The sequence below is a fragment of the Microbacterium sp. GW821-FHT01D02 genome (genome assembly GCF_059422585.1).
In genome coordinates this window covers 1-16,435 of sequence record NZ_JBWKXB010000002.1, presented here as the reverse complement: position 1 = coordinate 16,435, position 16,435 = coordinate 1, and the positions used below count along the sequence as shown (strand labels likewise).

The window sequence follows — 16,435 nt, the reverse complement described above, 5'->3', positions numbered from 1 at the left end:
GCGGCTTTCGATGCGCTGTCCGTGCCGGCCGGGCGGGTTCCGCGCCACCCGCTCCGGGCAGGCGTACCATCGAGGGATGAAGAAAATGCAGCAGGACTCCGTGCAGCAGGAAGCGCCCGTCGGGCTGCAGCCGCTCCTGGACTCCCTGAACCTGCTCGAGGGCGACGCCGTCGGCTACTGCAGCAATGGCGTCTGCCAGTTCCCCGCTCCGAAGAGCGAGTAAGAGGCAGACGCCATCGCGGGCCGTCTACGGACGGTCAGTGTCCTCCGTGGAAGCCCTCGCCCGCATCGTCGGCGGGCTTGCGGACGAACGGGCTGAGCGCCACCGCCGCGAGCGAGATGATCGCCGCGATGAGGAACGCCATGCGCGCACCGGGCGCACCGGCGACCGCGGTCGACAGGCCCTCCTGCTCGCCGGCGTGCAGGATCGAGGAGTACGTCACCAGCAGCACCGCGACACCCGCCGCGCCACCGACCTGCTGCAGGGTGTTCAGCACCGCCGATCCGTGCGAGTACAGCGAGCGCTGGAGCGACCCGAGCGAGGCGGAGAACAGCGGCGTGAACGACATCGCGAGTCCGACCGACATGGCCGCCTGCACGATGATCAGCACCCACCACACGGTGTGCTCGCCCACGGTCGAGTAGAAGAACAGCGAGGCCGAGACCAGGATCGTGCCGGGGATGAGCAGCGGACGGGTGCCGCGCGCGTCGTAGACCCGACCCATGATCGGCCCGAGCAGACCCATCAGCAGTGAGCCGGGGAGCAGGATCAGGCCGGACTGGAGCGGGTTGAGGCCGGCGACGTTCTGCAGGTACTGAGGAAGCAGCGTCAGGGTGCCGAACATCGACAGCGCCAGGATCGACATGATGATCACGGACAGCGTGAAGTTGCTGGAGCGGAACACGCGCAGGTCGAGCAGCGCGTCGTCGATGCGCTGCAGCAGGAGCTGACGCCAGACGAACAGTCCGAGCGACACGGCGCCGACGACCAGCGAGATGATCCCGGCGGTCTCGCCCGATCCGCCCTCGCCGCCGAACTGGCTGAGTCCGAACACGATGCCGCCGAAGCCGAGGGCCGCGAGCGGGATCGAGAGCACGTCGAGCGGCACGGCCCGGGTCTCGCCGAGGTTCGTCATCCACTTCACACCCATGAAGAGCGCGATGAGGGAGATCGGGAGGATGATCGCGAACAGTGCGCGCCAGCTCGCGAGTTCGAGCACCGCGCCCGCGAGGGTCGGGCCGATCGCGGGAGCGAGCGAGATCACGAGGCCGACGCGACCCATCATGCGACCACGCGACTGCGGCGGGACGACGTTCATGATCGTGGTCATCAGCAGCGGCATCATGATGCCGGTGCCGGCCGCCTGGATCACTCGGCCGACGAGGAGCACGGCGAAGCCCGGAGCGACGAGCGCGACCAGCGTGCCGAGCGAGAAGGCGATCATCGCGGCGATGAAGACCTGGCGCGTGGTGAACCGCTGCAGGATGAATCCGGTCGTGGGGATCACGACGGCCATGGTCAGCATGAAGGCGCTGGTGAGCCACTGGCCGAGCTCCGGCGGGATGCCGAGGTCGGTGTTCAGGTGGGGGATCGCGATCCCCATCGTGGTCTCGTTGAGGATGGCGACGAAGGCGGCGACCAGCAGCAGCCAGATCACCCGCATGTCCTTGCGGGAGATCTCGCCCCCTGCCGTTGCGGGGGTCGTCGAGATGGAGCCGGTATCGACGGCAGACATGGGCGGCCTCCAGGGCGAAGAAGAAATGGATATCGCGAGAGTTCGCAAGAGTCATTCAGCGTAACGGCGGCCACGGACATTTCATTCCGAACTCACAGATATCCGCCCATGGCGGATTCGCCGTCCTCGATGTCCTCGTGGCTGAGTACGCTGGCGCCATGAGCATGGGCGGCGGAATGGGCGGTGGACCGCGCGGCGGTGGCTTCCGCGGGGTCGACGAGAACGCGCAGCGGAAGCTGAACGCCGAGGCGCCGCGGATCAGCGGTCTGGGCGCCCGGGTGATCTCGCTGTTCCGCGCCTACCGCTGGCGGATCTTCTTCACGGGGATCCTCGTCGTCGTGGGCGCGGCGATTGCCGTGGTGCCGCCCCTGATCGTGCAGCGCATCTTCGACGACGCGCTGTTCCCCGTCGCCGGAGGGGGTCCGCATCTCGAGCTGCTGGGGTGGCTCGTCGCCGCCATGGTGGGTCTCTTCCTGCTCTCCGCGGTCCTCGGCGTCGCGCAGACCTGGTTGACCTCGACGGTCGGCAACAGTGTCACGGGTGATCTACGCGTCAAGCTGTTCGAGCACCTCCAGGCGATGGAGCTCGGATTCTTCACCCGCACCAAGACCGGAGTCATCCAGTCGCGACTGCAGAACGATGTCGGTGGCGTCTCGGGAGTCCTGACGAACACCGTCACCAGCATTCTGGGCAACGTCGTGACCGTGATCGCCTCGCTCGTCGCGATGATCCTGATCGACTGGCGTCTCACGCTCATCGCGGTGATCATGATGCCGTTCCTGATCTTCGTCCAGCGCAAGGTGGGCCAGGTGCGAGCCCGGATCGCGGGGGAGACCCAGGAGTCGCTGTCGGAGCTGACCTCGATCACGCAGGAGACGCTGAGCGTCTCGGGCATGCTGCTGTCGAAGGCGTTCAACCGGCAGCGCACCGAGTCCGAGCGCTACCAGGCCGAGAATCGCAACCAGGTCACGCTACAGGTGCGCCGGGCGATGAGCGGCCAGGGCTTCTTCGCGGTCGTCCAGGTGCTCATGGCCAGCGTGCCCGCGGTCATCTACCTGGTCTCGGGCTACCTGATCGCGGGAGGCACCGGCGCGATCACCGCCGGAACCGTCGTCGCGTTCACCACGGTGCAGGCGCGACTGCTCATGCCGTTGATGGGACTCATGCGGGTCTCGCTCGACCTGCAGACGTCGTCGGCGCTGTTCGCCCGCATCTTCGAGTACCTCGACCTGGTGCCCGAGATCCAGGACGCCCCGGATGCGATCACGGTGGACGATGCCCCGGGTCCGCGCGGGCGCCTCGAGTTCGCGGAGGTCGTCTTCCGCTACCCGGATGCCTCTGCCGACGCCCGGCCGACGCTGGACGGTGTCTCGTTCGTCGCCGAGCCCGGTCAGCACGTCGCGTTCGTCGGACCGTCCGGTGCGGGCAAGACCACGATCCTGTACCTGGCTCCGCGCCTGTACGAGGTCAAGGGCGGGGCCGTGCTGTTCGCCGGCGCCGACGTGCGCGCGCTCACGCAGGAGTCGATCATCGACCACGTCGGCATCGTGTCGCAGGAGACGTATCTGTTCCACGCGACGATCCGCGAGAACCTCCGCTACGCCAAGCCCGACGCGACCGAGGAGGAGCTGATCGCGGCGTGCACGGCCGCCAACATCCACCACATCATCGCCGGGTTCGAGCAGGGCTACGACACCGTGGTCGGCGAGCGGGGGTATCGCCTGTCCGGCGGGGAGAAGCAGCGCATCGCGATCGCCCGGGTGCTGCTGAAGGATCCGCCGGTGCTCCTTCTCGACGAGGCGACCTCGGCCCTCGACACCGTGTCGGAGCGCGTGGTGCAGGAGGCGCTCGACGAAGCGGCGAAGGGCCGCACGACGCTGTCGATCGCCCATCGGCTCTCCACGGTGATGGGGGCGGACGTTATCCACGTGCTCGAGGCCGGGCGCATCGTCGAGTCGGGGACGCACGCCGAGCTCCTCGCCCAGGGCGGGCTCTACGCAGAGCTCGCCGCGGAGCAGGTCGCGGCCTCGCGCGTGCTCGACACCGAGGCGGTCGTCGAGGAGGTCGTCACCGGAGGAGCCCCGGCGCCGTTCGCGGATCGTCGTGCCGATCGAGCGCCGGTCGACTCGGCGGGTGCCGACGCCGTCGCGGCGATCACCGCCGCGGTGCCGCTGCTCGCCGAGCCGCGTCCGGACGAGCGGGTCTATCCGCCGGAGCCCTGAGCCGGGCCGCGCGGCCTCAGTGCACCGACAGGCCGCCGTCGACGAACAGCGAGTGTCCCGTCACGTAACCTGAGCCCGCTCCGGCGAGGAACACGGCGGCGCCGGCGAAGTCGCTGGGCAGCCCGTTGCGTCCGATCATGGTGCGGGCCGCGAGATCCGCGACCTTCGCCGGGTCCTCCTGCAGGCGCGCGTTCAGCGGCGTGAGCACGAATCCGGGCACGAGCGTGTTGCTGGTCACTCCGGTGCCGCCCCAGGCCTCCGCCTCCGAGCGCATGAGCGACTCGACCGCGCCCTTGGAGGCGCCGTAGACGCCGCTGCCGACGAAGGCGCGGTGGGCCTGCTGGGAGCTGATGTGGATGAGCCTGCCGTAGCCGCGTTCCGCCATGCTCTTCGCGTAGCGCTGGCCGAGCAGGAACGGGGCGAGGGCGTTGACCGTCATCGTCGCATCCCAGTCGTCCTCGGTGATCTCCGGGAACGGCGGGCGGATGTTGATGCCCGCGGAGTTCACCAGGATGTCCGGCTCGCCGAAAGGCTCTGCAGCGGCCTCGGCGACCGCGTGGATGCCCGACCGGGTGCTGAGGTCGCCCACGACGCCGGCGACACGGCATCCGAGTGCCTGGAGCTCGTCGACGGTCTCCCGGATGCGCTCCTCGCCGCGGGCGACGACGACGGTCGCGGCTCCGGCGCGGGCGAGGGCGGTGGCGATGCCGCGGCCGATGCCGGAGCTGCCGCCGGTCACGACCGCGGTGCGGCCGTCGAGGGAGAACAGGGAGGAGAGGTATTCGTTCATGCGGTCACCGGGGGCAGGGGTCGGGAGCGGGCGTCGGAGGTCAGGGGTCACCACGCGAGCGCGGCGGCGATGGCGGGGTCGGGAACGGCGTCCGCGAACTCGGGGAGTGCCCGCAGCTCCGCGATGAAGGCGTCGACCTCGGCGGCGTACGTCGGGTCGGGGTGGCTGCTCGCGATGTCGAGGAGCGGGGCGACGTCCATGGCGAGGATCAGCTCGAGACGGGCGGTGACCGAGGCGCGGGCGCCCGCGTCGGTCAGCACCCGGATGCCGCCGCGCAGGGCCGTGAGGTAGTCGCGCAGCACCGGGAGCTGCGCCTTGCTCTGCGTGATGGAGGTGCCCTCGGCCCGGAGGCGCCACCGGACGACGACATCGGGGATCACGTCGAAGGCGCGCGCCCGCGTGTACATCAGCTGTGCGACGACCTGGTCTTCGTAGGCGACGCCCTCGGGGAAACGGAGGTCGCGCCAGAAGTCGGTGCGGCTCACCTTCGACCAGGCGACGATGTTCGAGACGGCGCGGGGGTGCGCATCGAGGGTCGTGCCGAGCTGTTCGGGCGATGTCGCGGCAGCGACCCAGGGCTGCACGCGTCCGGCGACGTATCCGTCGCCCTGCAGCCGAGAGCGCACATAGGCGCCCGCGACGAAGTCGCTCCCGCTCGTGGCGAGGGTCCCCGTCAGACGGGCGAGGGCATCGGGAAGCAGCTCGTCGTCGGCGTCGAGGAAGCCGAGGTACGGGGTGTCGACCCGGGCGAGGCCGACGTTGCGGGCGGCACCCAGGCCGCGGGACGCTTCGTGGCGGATCGTGGTGAAGCGACGGTCGGCGCTCGCGGCCGCGTCGAAGATCGCCCCCGTGTCGTCGGTCGAACCGTCGTCGATGAGGATCGCACGCCACCGGGGTTCGGTCTGTGCACGCAGGGAGTCGAGGGCGGCCGGAGCGTACGCGGCGATGTCTCGGCCGGGGACGATCAGCGTCACGATCGGGGCGGGGGCAGTCACCAGCCGAGTCTATGGCCGCGCGTCATCCCCCGGCCGTGCGCACGGATTCCGCGACGAGTGCCGCCAGTCGCTCCGGAGCGTCCTCGGGCAGGGGCTCCCGGCCGAAGGTGAATCGCACGGACGTCTGCGCGACCTCGGCGGGCACGCCGCAGGCCACCAGCACATGGGAGGCCTCGTCGCTGCCGGCGGCGCATGCCGACCCGCTCGACGAGATGACCCCGCGACGCTCCAGCTCGAGCAGCACCGCCTCCCCGCTGGTGCCGGCGAACGTGAAGCTCGCGGTTCCGGGCAGCCGCTGCACGGGGTCGCCCGTGAGCGCGGCTTCGGGGACGGCGGCGAGCACCCGGGAGATGAACCGCGTCGCTGCCGACCCGACGCGCGCGGCCACCGTCTCCCGTTCCTGCTCGGCGAGCTCCAGGGCGGTCGCCAGCGCCACGGCCCCCGCCACGTTCTCGGTGCCCGACCGTCGTCCGCGCTCCTGTCCTCCGCCGTGGAGCAGCGGTTCCAGGGGCACGCGGCCGCGCACTGCCAGCGCGCCGATGCCCTTGGGCGCCCCGAGCTTGTGCCCGGCGATCGACACCGCATCGGCGCCGAGGTCGCTCAGCGGAAGCCACCCCGCGGACTGCACCGCGTCCAGGTGCAGCGGCACCCGGACGGCGCGAGCGACCGACGCCAGCGCGGCCACATCCTGCACGGTGCCGATCTCGTTGTTGGCATGGCCGATCGAGACCAGCGCGGTGTCGTCCCGGAGCACCGCGGCGAGATCGTCCGGTGCGATCCGGCCGTGCGCGTCCACGGGAAGGAGCGTCACCTCGACCGCATGGAAGCGTCGCAGATACCCGGCGGACTCCAGGATCGACTCGTGCTCGATCGGGGAGACCACGAGGTGCCGCCGACCGGCCTCGAGCGCGGCGAGCACGATGCCCTTGACCGCGAGGTTGTTCGCCTCGGTGCCGCCCGCGGTGAACACGACGTCTCCGGCCCGCATCCCCAGCACCCGGGCGACCCGCGCGCGGGCATCGTCGAGCGCGCTCGACGCAGCCTCCCCGGCCGTGTGGTGGCTGGAGGGGTTGCCGAACACTCCGGTGAGGTAGGGGCGCATCGCCTCGAGCACCTCCGGTCGCACCGGGGATGTGGCGGCATGGTCGAGGTACAGCACGGCGCTCAGTCGATCCGCAGGTCCAGGCCGAGGTCGAGCGCACGGGCCGAGTGCGTGAGAGCCCCGACCGAGATCACGTCGACACCGGTGCGGGCGATGTCGCCGACCGTGTCGAGGTTCACCCCGCCGGAGGCCTCGACCGTCGCGCGTCCGCCGATCAGCGCGACGCCCCGGCGCAGGTCCTCGAGCGAGAAGTTGTCGAGCAGCACCGTGTGGGCGCCGCCGTCGAGGACCGCCGGGATCTGGTCGAGGCGGTCGACCTCCACGACGACGTGCGTGGTGTGCGGGAGACGGGAGAGCGCCTCGCGCAGCGCCGTCGCGAGGTCGAGGCCCGAGCGCGTGAGCACGGCCAGATGGTTGTCCTTCGCCATCACGGCATCCGACAGCGAGTAGCGGTGGTTGCGGGCGCCGCCGGACTCGACGGCGTGGCGTTCGAACGCGCGCAGACCCGGGGTGGTCTTCCGGGTGTCGGCGATGCGTGCGGCGGTGCCGTCGATCGCGGCGACGTAGGCCGCGGTGAGGGTCGCGATGCCGCTCATCCGCTGCGTGAAGTTCAGGGCGACCCGCTCGGCGGTGAGGATGCTGCGTGCCGGGCCCGAGACGGAGGCGAGGACGTCGCCGGGAGCGAACTCGTCGCCGTCCCCGACGTGGACGTCCACCGCCAGAGTCGGGTCCGTCAGGGTGAACGCGGCGGTGAAGACGTCACCGCCGCTGAAGACCCCGGGCTCGCGGGCGACGAGGTCGGCGGTGGCCGTGGCCTCCGCCGGGAGGAGCGTGGTGCTGGTCAGGTCTCCCCAGGGGGCATCCTCCTCGAGGGCGGCTCCGACGACGCGGGTGAGGGTGGCGCGGGTGAGCATCAGACGGTCTCCAGGATCGCGGTACGGGGGCGTGTCGTGGGGGTGGTCCGCACCTCGGGTGCATCGACGCGATGATGCGCGCCGACCGACGTCGTGCGGCGCAGTGCCGCGTCGGCGGTGGCCTCGGCGAGCAGCAGCAGGTTGGCGTCCTCGTGCTCGGCGACGCCGGTCGGCGCGGGAGCGGCGGCGGCCCAGGCGCGCACGGTCTCCAGAGCGTGCGCGAGTCCGGTGCCGGTCCGCAGCAGTCCGACCTCGTCCCACATGAGCTGCTGCAGGGCGGCGCGGGTGAACGCGGGGTGCGTTTCGTCTCGTCGCTGCGCTCCTCGCTCGACGACCGGAGACGGCACCGATCCCGCCGGCCCCCGGTCATCGGACGAGAGCTCGGCCCCCCGGTCGTTGAGCGAGCGAAGCGAGACGAAACGATCCGTCGTCAGGGCGGCCGCGGCACGGGCTCCGAACACCGCGCCCTCGAGCAGCGAGTTCGACGCCAGGCGGTTGGCCCCGTGCACGCCCGTGCGCGCGACCTCGCCGACGGCGAAGAGCCCCGGTACGGTGGTGCGGCCGTCGAGGTCGGTGACGACGCCGCCCATCAGATAGTGCGCGGCCGGGGTCACGGGGATCGGCTCGCGAGACCAGTCGAATCCCCGTTCACGCGTGACGCGGTCGATGGTGGGGAACCGGCGGCTCAGTGCGGCAGCTCCCAGGCCCGTCGCATCCAGTCGCACGGGAGCGCCCTGGGCCGCCGCCCGACGAGCGATCGCCCGCGACACCACGTCTCGCGGGGCGAGTTCGCCGTCGGGATGGCTGTCGAACGTGAAGCGGCGCCCGTCGTCGTCGATCAGGGTGGCGCCCTCGCCCCGTACCGCCTCGGAGATGAGGAATGCGGGACCGGCCGCCAGGACCGTCGGATGGAACTGCACGAACTCGAGGTCGGCGACCGCCGCGCCGGCGCGCAGTGCCACGGCGATGCCGTCACCGGTGGCGCCGTCCGGGTTCGTCGTGTGGGCGTAGAGGTGACCGGCGCCGCCGGTCGCGAGGATCACGGCGTCGGCCGCGAGCTGGGTCGACGTGCCGTCGATCAGCAGCCGGACGCCGCGGGCCGCTCCCGACGTCAGGAGGAGGTCGGTGAGCAGCGCGCGCTCGACGACGGCGATGGAGGTCTTCCCCACGGCGGCGATGAGCGCGGCCGAGATCGCGGCTCCGGTGGCGTCGCCGCCGGCGTGCACGATACGGGCGTGCTGGTGCGCGGCCTCACGCCCGAGCTCGAGCGCACCGTCCGTCGTCCTGTCGAAGGCGACGCCGCGGGCGATGAGCTCGGCGATCCGCTCGGCACCCTCGGTGACGAGCACGCGCACGGCCGCGGGGTCGGAGAGTCCTGCGCCGGCGTCCATCGTGTCGGCCGCGTGCTGCGCCGCCGAGTCGCCGGGGCCGTAGATCCCCGCCACACCGCCCTGCGCGAGTCCGGTGCAGCCGTCGCCGAGCGCGCCCTTGGTCGCGATCGTCACCCGGTGACCGGCTTCGTGCGCACGGAGGGCCGCGGTGAGCCCCGCGATGCCCGAGCCGACGACGACGACGTTCATCGCGCGCCTGCGACCACCGGGGGCTTCGCCGCGAGCATCCGCTCCAGCGCCACGCGCGCGGGGTCGGCGACGTCCCCGGTGACCGTGATGCGGTTCGGGGTGCGGCCCGCGACCAGCTCCTCCAGGACCCAGGCGAGGTAGCCGGGGTGGATGCGGTACATCGTCGAGCAGGGGCACACGACGGGGTCGAGGCAGAAGATCTCGTGCTGCGGGTACTGCGCGGCGAGTCGGCGCACGAGGTTGATCTCGGTGCCGATCGCGAAGGTCGTCGGCTCCGTGGCGGCGTCGATCGCGCGGCGGATGTACTCGGTCGAGCCCGCCTCGTCCGCGGCGTCGACGACCTCCATCGGGCATTCCGGGTGCACGATCACCCGCACGCCCGGGTGCTCGGCGCGGGCCTGGTCGATCTGACCCACCGTGAAGCGGCGGTGCACCGAGCAGAATCCGTGCCACAGGATCACGCGGGAATCGAGGAGTTCGTCGGCCGAGGATCCGCCCAGCGCTCGCCGCGGGTTCCACATCGGCATCTGCTCGAGGGGGACTCCCATGGCCTTGGCGGTGTTGCGGCCGAGGTGCTGGTCCGGGAAGAACAGCACTCGCCGTCCGCGCTCGAAGGCCCACTCGAGAACCGTCTCGGCGTTGGAGGAGGTGCACACGATCCCGCCGTGCCGTCCGACGAAGCCCTTGATCGCTGCCGAGGAGTTCATGTAGGTCACGGGGATCACGGGCACGCGCCCGTCGGCATCGGTGGCCTCGAGGTCGCCGAAGACCTCCTCCAGCTGCTCCCAGCACTCCTCGACCTGGTCGATGTCGGCCATGTCGGCCATCGAGCACCCGGCGGCGAGGTTCGGCAGGATCACGGCCTGCTCGGGCCCCGAGAGCAGATCGGCGGTCTCGGCCATGAAGTGCACGCCGCAGAACACGATGGCTTCGGCGTCGGCGCGCCCCTTCGCCGCGGTGGCGAGCTGGAACGAGTCGCCCACGTAGTCGGCGTGCTGCACCACCTCCTCGCGCTGATAGAAATGCCCGAGGATCACGACCCGGTCGCCGAGGGTCGCCTTCGCCGCACGGATGCGACGATCGAGGTCCGCTTCGGACGCCTCCCGGTACGCGGCGGGCAGTTCGCCCTGGCGCGGCGCTCCGGTCGGGATGACGTCGCCCATCGACGAGCCGGGTCCGTATCCCGGTCGGGTGTCGAAGTCCCAGGGGCCGACCGCGAGGTCGGTGGTACAGGTCGCGTCGGTCGATGCGCCGGAGACGATCGCCTGGATCGCGTGGTCCACCGAGGCGTCCAGCGGGGGAACGGCGGGAGCGGGTACGAAGGTGATGCTCATCGGGTGCTCGTTTCTTCGGGGCCGAGGGGGCCGCGATCGGCCAGCTCGATGTCGGTGTTGTCGCGGTACAGACGTGCAGGACGGTGGCTCCCGGTGCGGAAGCGATCGGTGGGGAGCAGGTTGCCGGCGGCCTCCACCTGACGGCGGAAGTTGGCGGGGTCGAGGGTCCGGCCGAGGATCGACTCGTACGCTTCGCGCAGCTCGGCGAGGGTGAACTCCTCGGGGAGGAAGCCCTGCGCCACGCGGCTGTAGCCGACCTTGTTGCGCAGCCGCCAGAGGGCGTACTCGACGATCTCGGCGTGATCGAAGGCCAGCGGCGGGAGCTGGTCGACGTCGAACCATCGCACGTTCTCCGGGGCGCGGCCGGAGGCCTGGTGCGCGGCGATCTGCGCGGTCACGTCGTCCTGCCGGAGCAGCGCCCAGTACACGATCGACACGACCCGGGTGGGGGAGCGGTCGACGGCGCCGAAGGCGTAGAGCTGCTCCAGATAGCTCGGCGCGAGTCCGGTGGTCTCGGCCAGGGTGCGCGCTGCCGCGTCGACGGGAGACTCGGCGACCGTGAGCCAGCCCCCGGGAAGCGCCCACTGCTGCGCGAAGGGCTCGCGCGTGCGCAGGACGAGCGGCAGCGCGAGCACGGCCCGTCCGTCCTCGGTGCGCCGCAGCGTGAGGATGACGGTCGAGACGGCGACGCGGATCGCACTGCTTCGAGTCATGGGGACTTTAACCTCCTGCGTCCGATCTTAGTGTCATCGAGACTCTTAGTGCGCGCATATGACGCGTATTCCTGCCGAGTCCGAAACGTTATCTGCGGGGCGCGAGGAAGCTTGTCCACCGGTGCAGGGTTTGTTAGGTTACTGTCCTAACAAACCCCTTCACGGTGGCCGACCGGTCGCCTTCCGGGGCCGCGAACCCCGACACCGGGGTTCCGCTCCATCCGGAGCGATCCCTCCTGCAGTGCAGCACCGAGAGGAAACAAGAGAAATGATCCGTAACGGAAAGCGCAAGCTCGCGCTCACCGCGGTCGCGGGGGCTTCCGTCCTCGCGCTGGGCCTCACCGCCTGTGGCTCGGGTGGTGGCGACGGCGGCAACGCCGACAGCGACCGGGCACTTCGTGTGTGGGCCGGTAGCCAGACCCCGATCACCGCGAACTACAACCCGTTCGCACCGACCGTGCTCCACGGCGCGCTCGGTCCGATCTACGAGCCGCTGTTCTTCTACAACAAGACCGCGGACTCCGAGCCTGTCGGCCTGATCGGCGACAAGTTCGAGTACAACGAGGACGGCACGGTGATCACCGTCACCATCAAGCCCGACCTCAAGTGGAGCGACGGCAAGCCGCTCACCGCGAAGGACGTCGTCTTCTCCTTCGAGTACGAGGGCAACAACCCCGAGGGCAACGGCCTCGTCTCCGCGGAGGCGACCGACGACACCACCGTCGTGCTGACCTACTCGTCGGCGCAGTACACGACCGAGTTCCAGCGTCTCGGCTCGACCTACATCCTCCCGGAGCACGTCTGGGCGGACATCACCGACTTCGCGAACTTCGCGAACGAGGACCCGGTGGGCTCCGGCGCCTACGTCGTCGACAAGACCACGAGCGAGTCCTACACCCTCGTCGCGAACAAGAACTTCCGTGACGCCGACAAGCTCGGTGTCAAGAAGGTCCAGTACATCGCGGTCGACAACAACCAGACCGCTCAGGACCTGCTCGCCGCCGGCAAGCTCGACTGGACGGGAATGTTCATCCCGAACCCGGACGACGTGACCTCCAACGGCAAGATCGACTGGATCAACACGCCGCAGGACCCGACGGTGCTCTACACCTGCTCGAACGCCGACCTCGGCTGCACCGGTCCGCAGACCGACGTCGCCGTGCGTCAGGCGCTCAACGTCGCGATCGACCGCGCCACCATCAAGGACAAGGCGTTCGTCGGTCTCACCGGCGACATCTCGCCGACGTTCGCTCTGCTGCCCCGTGACGAGAAGTGGGTCGCGGACCCGGCCAACGAGGTCAGCCCGCAGGAGGCCAACGTGGCCGAGGCAGGCTCCATCCTCGAGGCCGCCGGTTACACCAAGGGTTCGAGCGGCATCTACGAGAAGGACGGCGTGCCCGTCGAGCTCAGCCTGATCTCGGTCGACGGCTGGACCGACTACAACGACGCCGCGAAGCTGATCGCCGAGCAGGCCGAGGCGGCCGGCATCAAGGTCACGGCTTCGACCGTGCAGTGGCAGGAGTTCTCGGACGCTCGCCAGGGTGGCAACTACCAGCTGATCGTCGGCGGTGTCATCGGCACGTCTGTCGCCGACCCGTTCCAGATCTACCGTGACTGGTTCGGTGGCACCGAGGTCGGCTCGACCGGCCCGGTCGGCAAGGAGATCCCGGCGACGCGCTGGAACTTCAGCCGCTACAACAACCCGAAGGTCGACGCTGCGATCCAGTCGGCGATCAGCACGAACGACGAGGCGACGAAGAAGGAGCTGTACGCCACGATCCAGACCGAGATCGTGCGTGACCTGCCCTACATCCCGCTCGTCATCAACGCGACGCAGACCTTCTACAACACGAAGGACTACACGGGCTGGCCGACCGAGGACAACCTCTACGCCTTCCCGCCGTCGTGGGGTGCAATCGCGGCAGGCTACATCCTGACGCAGCTGCAGCCGGCCAAGTAATCAGAGAGGAGTCGGGGAAGAAGGAAGTCAGGAAAACAGTGACATGAAGTTCTATGCACGAAGAATCGGGTTCTACGCGTTCACGCTCTGGGCCGCGATCTCCATCAACTTCCTTCTTCCCCGGCTCATGCCGGGCGACCCGGCCGACATCATGATCGCCAAGCTGCAGCGGGCGGGCGGTGAGGTCTCCGAGACCACGATCCGCAACATCAAGCTGCTGCTCGGCGGTGACGACTCGTCCCTCTGGGAGCAGTACCTCTCCTACTGGGGGCGGATGTTCCAGGGCGACCTCGGAGTGTCGGTCACCAAGTTCCCCACCCCGGTGACGGAACTGATCGCGGGGGCGCTGCCGTGGACGCTCGTCCTCGTCGGCACCGCGACCGTCATCTCCTTCGTCCTCGGCGTCGTCCTCGGCGCCTGGGCGGGGTGGAAGCGCGGGACCTGGGTCGACCACCTGATCCCCGCGACCACCGTGCTGCAGTCGATCCCGTACTTCTGGATGGCACTGATCCTGGTGGCCGTGTTCGCCGTGGGACTGGGCTGGTTCCCGATCTTCGGCGGCTACGACATCTTCGACTACCCGGACGGCCCCGAGCCGACCTGGGCGTTCTTCACCGACGCGGTGGCGCACGCCATCCTCCCGGCGCTGACCATCGTGATCAGCTCGGTCGGCGGCTGGATGTTCGGCATGCGCAACATGATGGTCTCCACGCTCGCCGAGGACTACGTCCTCACGGCCGAGGCGAAGGGGCTCCGTCCGCGCCGCATCATGACGACGTACGCGGCCCGCAACGCCGCCATCCCCTCGATCGCGGGCTTCTCGATCACCCTGGGGTTCGTCGTCGCCGGGTCCATCGTGATGGAACAGGTGTTCACCTACCCGGGCATCGGCAAGCTGATGTTCCAGGCCGTCACCAACAACGACTACGCGCTGATGCAGGGCCTGTTCCTCGTCATCACGCTCACGGTGCTCGCCGCCAACTTCATCATGGACCTCGTCTATGGCTTCATCGACCCGAGGGCGCGCCAGAATGTCTGACACGAAGAACCCGCTCCTGACCCAGGAGCCCCCGACAACGTCGCCGGCCAGCACCATCTCGCTGGCCACTCAGCAGGGACGCAAGCGTCGCCGCGTCCTTCCCAGCGCCTCGCCGAAGTTCATCGTCGGCGTGATCCTGGTCCTCGCCATCGTGCTGTTCGCGATCATCGCGCCGATCTTCTCGCAGAACCCGCGCAGCACCGCCAACCCCGCGCTCCAGCCGCCCTCGGCGGAGCACTGGCTGGGGACGACCAAGCTCGGCAACGACATGTTCGCCCAGCTGGCCATCGGCGCTCAGGGTTCTCTGCTCATCGGCGTGACGGCCGGTGGCATCGCCATCGTGCTGTCCCTCCTGTTCGGCGTGCTCGCCGGGTACCTGGGCGGCTGGCGCGAAGACGGCCTCGCCCTCCTCACCAACGTGATGATCGTGATCCCGGGCCTTCCACTCGTGATGGTGATCGCCTCGTTCGTGCCGCAGCGCAGCTGGCAGCTCGTCGCCTTCGTCCTCGGCATCACGTCGTGGGCCGGTGCCGCCTATGTGCTGAGGCTGCAGACGCGGTCCCTGCGCACGAGGGACTACGTGTACGCGTCGAAGGTCGCGGGGGAACGGTCGTTCCGCGTGATCCTCGTCGAGATCATGCCGAACCTCCTTCCCCTGCTCACGGCGCAGTTCCTGTTCGCGATCATCTTCGCGATCCTCGGCGAAGCCGGCCTGTCGTACCTGGGGCTCGGGCCGAACTCGTCGATCACCTGGGGGTCGATCCTGAACGACGCGCAGTCCGGACAGGCGCTCGGTCGTGGGGCGTGGTGGTGGTTCGTGCCGCCGGGGCTCATGATCGCCGTCCTGGGTGCGGGACTCTCGCTGATCAACTTCGCGATCGACGAGGTCATCAACCCGAAGCTGCGCAATGCGCCGGAAGCCGCGCGCCGCGTGCGCAAGGCCGCCAAGACCAAGGGAGTCACCGCATGAGCGAGCCGGTCCTGACGGCGCGGAATGTGTCGATCGAGTATGAGGTGGATCCGCCGGTGCGGGCGGTGCGGGATGTGTCGTTGACGTTGAATCGTGGGGAGATTCTGGGGTTGGCGGGGGAGTCGGGGTGTGGGAAGACGACCCTGGCGTATGGGATGAATCGGTTGTTGAAGGCTCCGGCGTTGATGACGGGTGGGGAGATCGTGTTCCATGACCGGAATGGTCAGGACATCGACATCGTGGGTTTGGATGGGGAGGGTTTGCGGGCGTTCCGGTGGGACAAGATCTCGATGGTGTTCCAGGGGGCGATGAACTCGTTGAACCCGGTGATCAGTGTCAAGGCGCAGATCTTCGACATCTTCGACACGCACCGGCCGGGCATGAGCAAGAAGGCGAAGACGGCGCGGGCGGAGGAGTTGCTCACTTTGGTGGGGGTGGATCCTGCTCGTCTGTCGAGTTTCCCGCATGAGTTGTCGGGTGGGATGCGGCAGCGGATGATGATCGCGATGGCTCTGGCGTTGGATCCGCAGGTGATGATCATGGATGAGCCGACCACGGCGTTGGATGTGGTGGTGCAGCGGGGCATCATCCGGGAGATCATGCGGTTGCGGGAGAAGCTCGGGTTCGCGGTGATCTTCATCACGCATGATCTGCCGATGTTGATCGAGATCAGTGATCGGATCGCGATCATGTTGCAGGGGCAGATCGTGGAGGAGGGCACGGCGGAGGAGATCTACCGGTCTCCGCAGCACGAGTACACGCGGCGGTTGTTGTCGAGTTTCCCGTCGTTGAAGGGTGAGCGGGGCGACTTCGTGCGTACCGGTGTGAGCCAGGAGGGCGTCCGATGAACGCGAACACCACGACCGGGAACACCACGGCGGGCGCTGGGGCGCCGGTGGCACGGTTGGAGGCGCGGAATCTGGTGAAGGATTTCCATCTGCGTTCCGGGTTCCGCACCAGTGTCCTGCATGCGGTGAAGGATGTGTCGTTCACGATCGAGGCCGGGAAGACGGTCGCGTTGGTGGGGGAGTCGGGGTCGGGGAAGTCGACGATCGCGCGGATGTTGATGAAGTTGGAGAC

The 16,435-nt window shown here is 69.3% G+C and carries 15 protein-coding genes; 7 read left to right on the top strand and 8 right to left on the bottom strand.

Annotated features, from left to right (window positions below; genetic code table 11):
* Positions 1-76 precede the first annotated feature (76 nt).
* The gene (locus AC07VM_RS08830; RefSeq protein WP_267417814.1) at positions 77-223 is read left to right on the top strand and encodes a hypothetical protein; all 147 of its coding nucleotides are present in this window, start codon (positions 77-79) and stop codon (positions 221-223) included.
* A gap of 34 nt (positions 224-257) precedes the next feature.
* On the opposite strand, the gene AC07VM_RS08825 is transcribed toward AC07VM_RS08830, so the two are convergent.
* The gene (locus tag AC07VM_RS08825; protein WP_494910765.1) at positions 258-1,736 is read right to left on the bottom strand and encodes an MDR family MFS transporter; all 1,479 of its coding nucleotides are present in this window, start codon (positions 1,734-1,736) and stop codon (positions 258-260) included.
* A 164-nt stretch (positions 1,737-1,900) separates the two neighbouring features.
* Here AC07VM_RS08825 and AC07VM_RS08820 point away from each other — a divergent pair, with 164 nt between their 5' ends.
* Complete coding sequence (locus AC07VM_RS08820) at positions 1,901-3,958, top strand: ABC transporter ATP-binding protein (protein WP_494911689.1); 2,058 nt, start codon at positions 1,901-1,903, stop codon at positions 3,956-3,958.
* A gap of 16 nt (positions 3,959-3,974) precedes the next feature.
* On the opposite strand, the gene AC07VM_RS08815 is transcribed toward AC07VM_RS08820, so the two are convergent.
* From AC07VM_RS08815 to AC07VM_RS08785, 7 genes are read right to left on the bottom strand one after another with little or no spacing between them, the layout of a single operon-like run.
* Complete coding sequence (locus tag AC07VM_RS08815; protein WP_494910764.1) at positions 3,975-4,748, bottom strand: SDR family NAD(P)-dependent oxidoreductase; 774 nt, start codon at positions 4,746-4,748, stop codon at positions 3,975-3,977.
* Between the two features lie 47 nt (positions 4,749-4,795).
* Positions 4,796-5,743, bottom strand: a complete 948-nt coding sequence (locus AC07VM_RS08810; protein ID WP_494910763.1) for a glycosyltransferase family 2 protein — start codon at positions 5,741-5,743, stop codon at positions 4,796-4,798.
* A 22-nt stretch (positions 5,744-5,765) separates the two neighbouring features.
* Entirely contained in the window at positions 5,766-6,902 is a 1,137-nt protein-coding gene (locus AC07VM_RS08805) for a cysteine desulfurase family protein (RefSeq protein WP_494910762.1), read from the bottom strand.
* Positions 6,903-6,907: 5 nt separating this feature from the next.
* Complete coding sequence (gene nadC, locus AC07VM_RS08800) at positions 6,908-7,759, bottom strand: carboxylating nicotinate-nucleotide diphosphorylase (protein ID WP_267417819.1); 852 nt, start codon at positions 7,757-7,759, stop codon at positions 6,908-6,910.
* The gene (gene nadB / locus AC07VM_RS08795) at positions 7,759-9,339 is read right to left on the bottom strand and encodes an L-aspartate oxidase (protein WP_494910761.1); all 1,581 of its coding nucleotides are present in this window, start codon (positions 9,337-9,339) and stop codon (positions 7,759-7,761) included. Before nadB ends, nadC begins: the two co-directional genes overlap by 1 nt.
* Positions 9,336-10,673 carry a quinolinate synthase NadA gene (gene nadA, locus AC07VM_RS08790; protein WP_494910760.1) on the bottom strand — a complete coding sequence of 446 codons (1,338 nt, stop codon included), beginning with the start codon at positions 10,671-10,673 and terminating at the stop codon, positions 9,336-9,338. The genes nadB and nadA overlap by 4 nt, the downstream gene beginning before the upstream one ends.
* On the bottom strand, positions 10,670-11,386 hold the full coding sequence (locus tag AC07VM_RS08785; RefSeq protein ID WP_494910759.1) for an NUDIX hydrolase: 717 nt from the start codon (positions 11,384-11,386) through the stop codon (positions 10,670-10,672). Before AC07VM_RS08785 ends, nadA begins: the two co-directional genes overlap by 4 nt.
* Positions 11,387-11,654: 268 nt before the next feature.
* On the opposite strand from AC07VM_RS08785, the gene AC07VM_RS08780 reads away from it, so the two are divergent.
* The 5 genes from AC07VM_RS08780 to AC07VM_RS08760 form a co-directional block, all read left to right on the top strand.
* Positions 11,655-13,346, top strand: coding sequence for an ABC transporter substrate-binding protein (locus AC07VM_RS08780; protein ID WP_267417823.1), 1,692 nt, complete (start codon positions 11,655-11,657; stop codon positions 13,344-13,346).
* A 43-nt stretch (positions 13,347-13,389) separates the two neighbouring features.
* On the top strand, positions 13,390-14,385 hold the full coding sequence (locus tag AC07VM_RS08775; protein WP_267417825.1) for an ABC transporter permease: 996 nt from the start codon (positions 13,390-13,392) through the stop codon (positions 14,383-14,385).
* A complete protein-coding gene (locus AC07VM_RS08770) occupies positions 14,378-15,355 on the top strand; it encodes an ABC transporter permease (RefSeq protein ID WP_267417826.1) in 978 nt (325 codons plus the stop codon). The genes AC07VM_RS08775 and AC07VM_RS08770 overlap by 8 nt, the downstream gene beginning before the upstream one ends.
* Positions 15,352-16,203, top strand: a complete 852-nt coding sequence (locus AC07VM_RS08765; RefSeq protein ID WP_494910758.1) for an ABC transporter ATP-binding protein — start codon at positions 15,352-15,354, stop codon at positions 16,201-16,203. The genes AC07VM_RS08770 and AC07VM_RS08765 overlap by 4 nt, the downstream gene beginning before the upstream one ends.
* A partial coding sequence (locus tag AC07VM_RS08760) for an ATP-binding cassette domain-containing protein (protein WP_494910757.1) occupies positions 16,200-16,435 on the top strand: 236 nt, incomplete at its 3' end. The genes AC07VM_RS08765 and AC07VM_RS08760, both read left to right, overlap by 4 nt.

Coding starts and splice junctions, on each gene's coding strand:
- AC07VM_RS08830 (WP_267417814.1), top strand. CDS start 77: ATGAAGAAAATGCAGCAGGACTCCGTGCAGCAGGAAGCGCCCGTCGGG.
- AC07VM_RS08825 (WP_494910765.1), bottom strand. CDS start 1,736: ATGTCTGCCGTCGATACCGGCTCCATCTCGACGACCCCCGCAACGGCA.
- AC07VM_RS08820 (WP_494911689.1), top strand. CDS start 1,901: ATGGGCGGCGGAATGGGCGGTGGACCGCGCGGCGGTGGCTTCCGCGGG.
- AC07VM_RS08815 (WP_494910764.1), bottom strand. CDS start 4,748: ATGAACGAATACCTCTCCTCCCTGTTCTCCCTCGACGGCCGCACCGCG.
- nadC (WP_267417819.1), bottom strand. CDS start 7,759: ATGCTCACCCGCGCCACCCTCACCCGCGTCGTCGGAGCCGCCCTCGAG.
- nadB (WP_494910761.1), bottom strand. CDS start 9,339: ATGAACGTCGTCGTCGTCGGCTCGGGCATCGCGGGGCTCACCGCGGCC.
- nadA (WP_494910760.1), bottom strand. CDS start 10,673: ATGAGCATCACCTTCGTACCCGCTCCCGCCGTTCCCCCGCTGGACGCC.
- AC07VM_RS08785 (WP_494910759.1), bottom strand. CDS start 11,386: ATGACTCGAAGCAGTGCGATCCGCGTCGCCGTCTCGACCGTCATCCTC.
- AC07VM_RS08780 (WP_267417823.1), top strand. CDS start 11,655: ATGATCCGTAACGGAAAGCGCAAGCTCGCGCTCACCGCGGTCGCGGGG.
- AC07VM_RS08775 (WP_267417825.1), top strand. CDS start 13,390: ATGAAGTTCTATGCACGAAGAATCGGGTTCTACGCGTTCACGCTCTGG.
- AC07VM_RS08770 (WP_267417826.1), top strand. CDS start 14,378: ATGTCTGACACGAAGAACCCGCTCCTGACCCAGGAGCCCCCGACAACG.
- AC07VM_RS08765 (WP_494910758.1), top strand. CDS start 15,352: ATGAGCGAGCCGGTCCTGACGGCGCGGAATGTGTCGATCGAGTATGAG.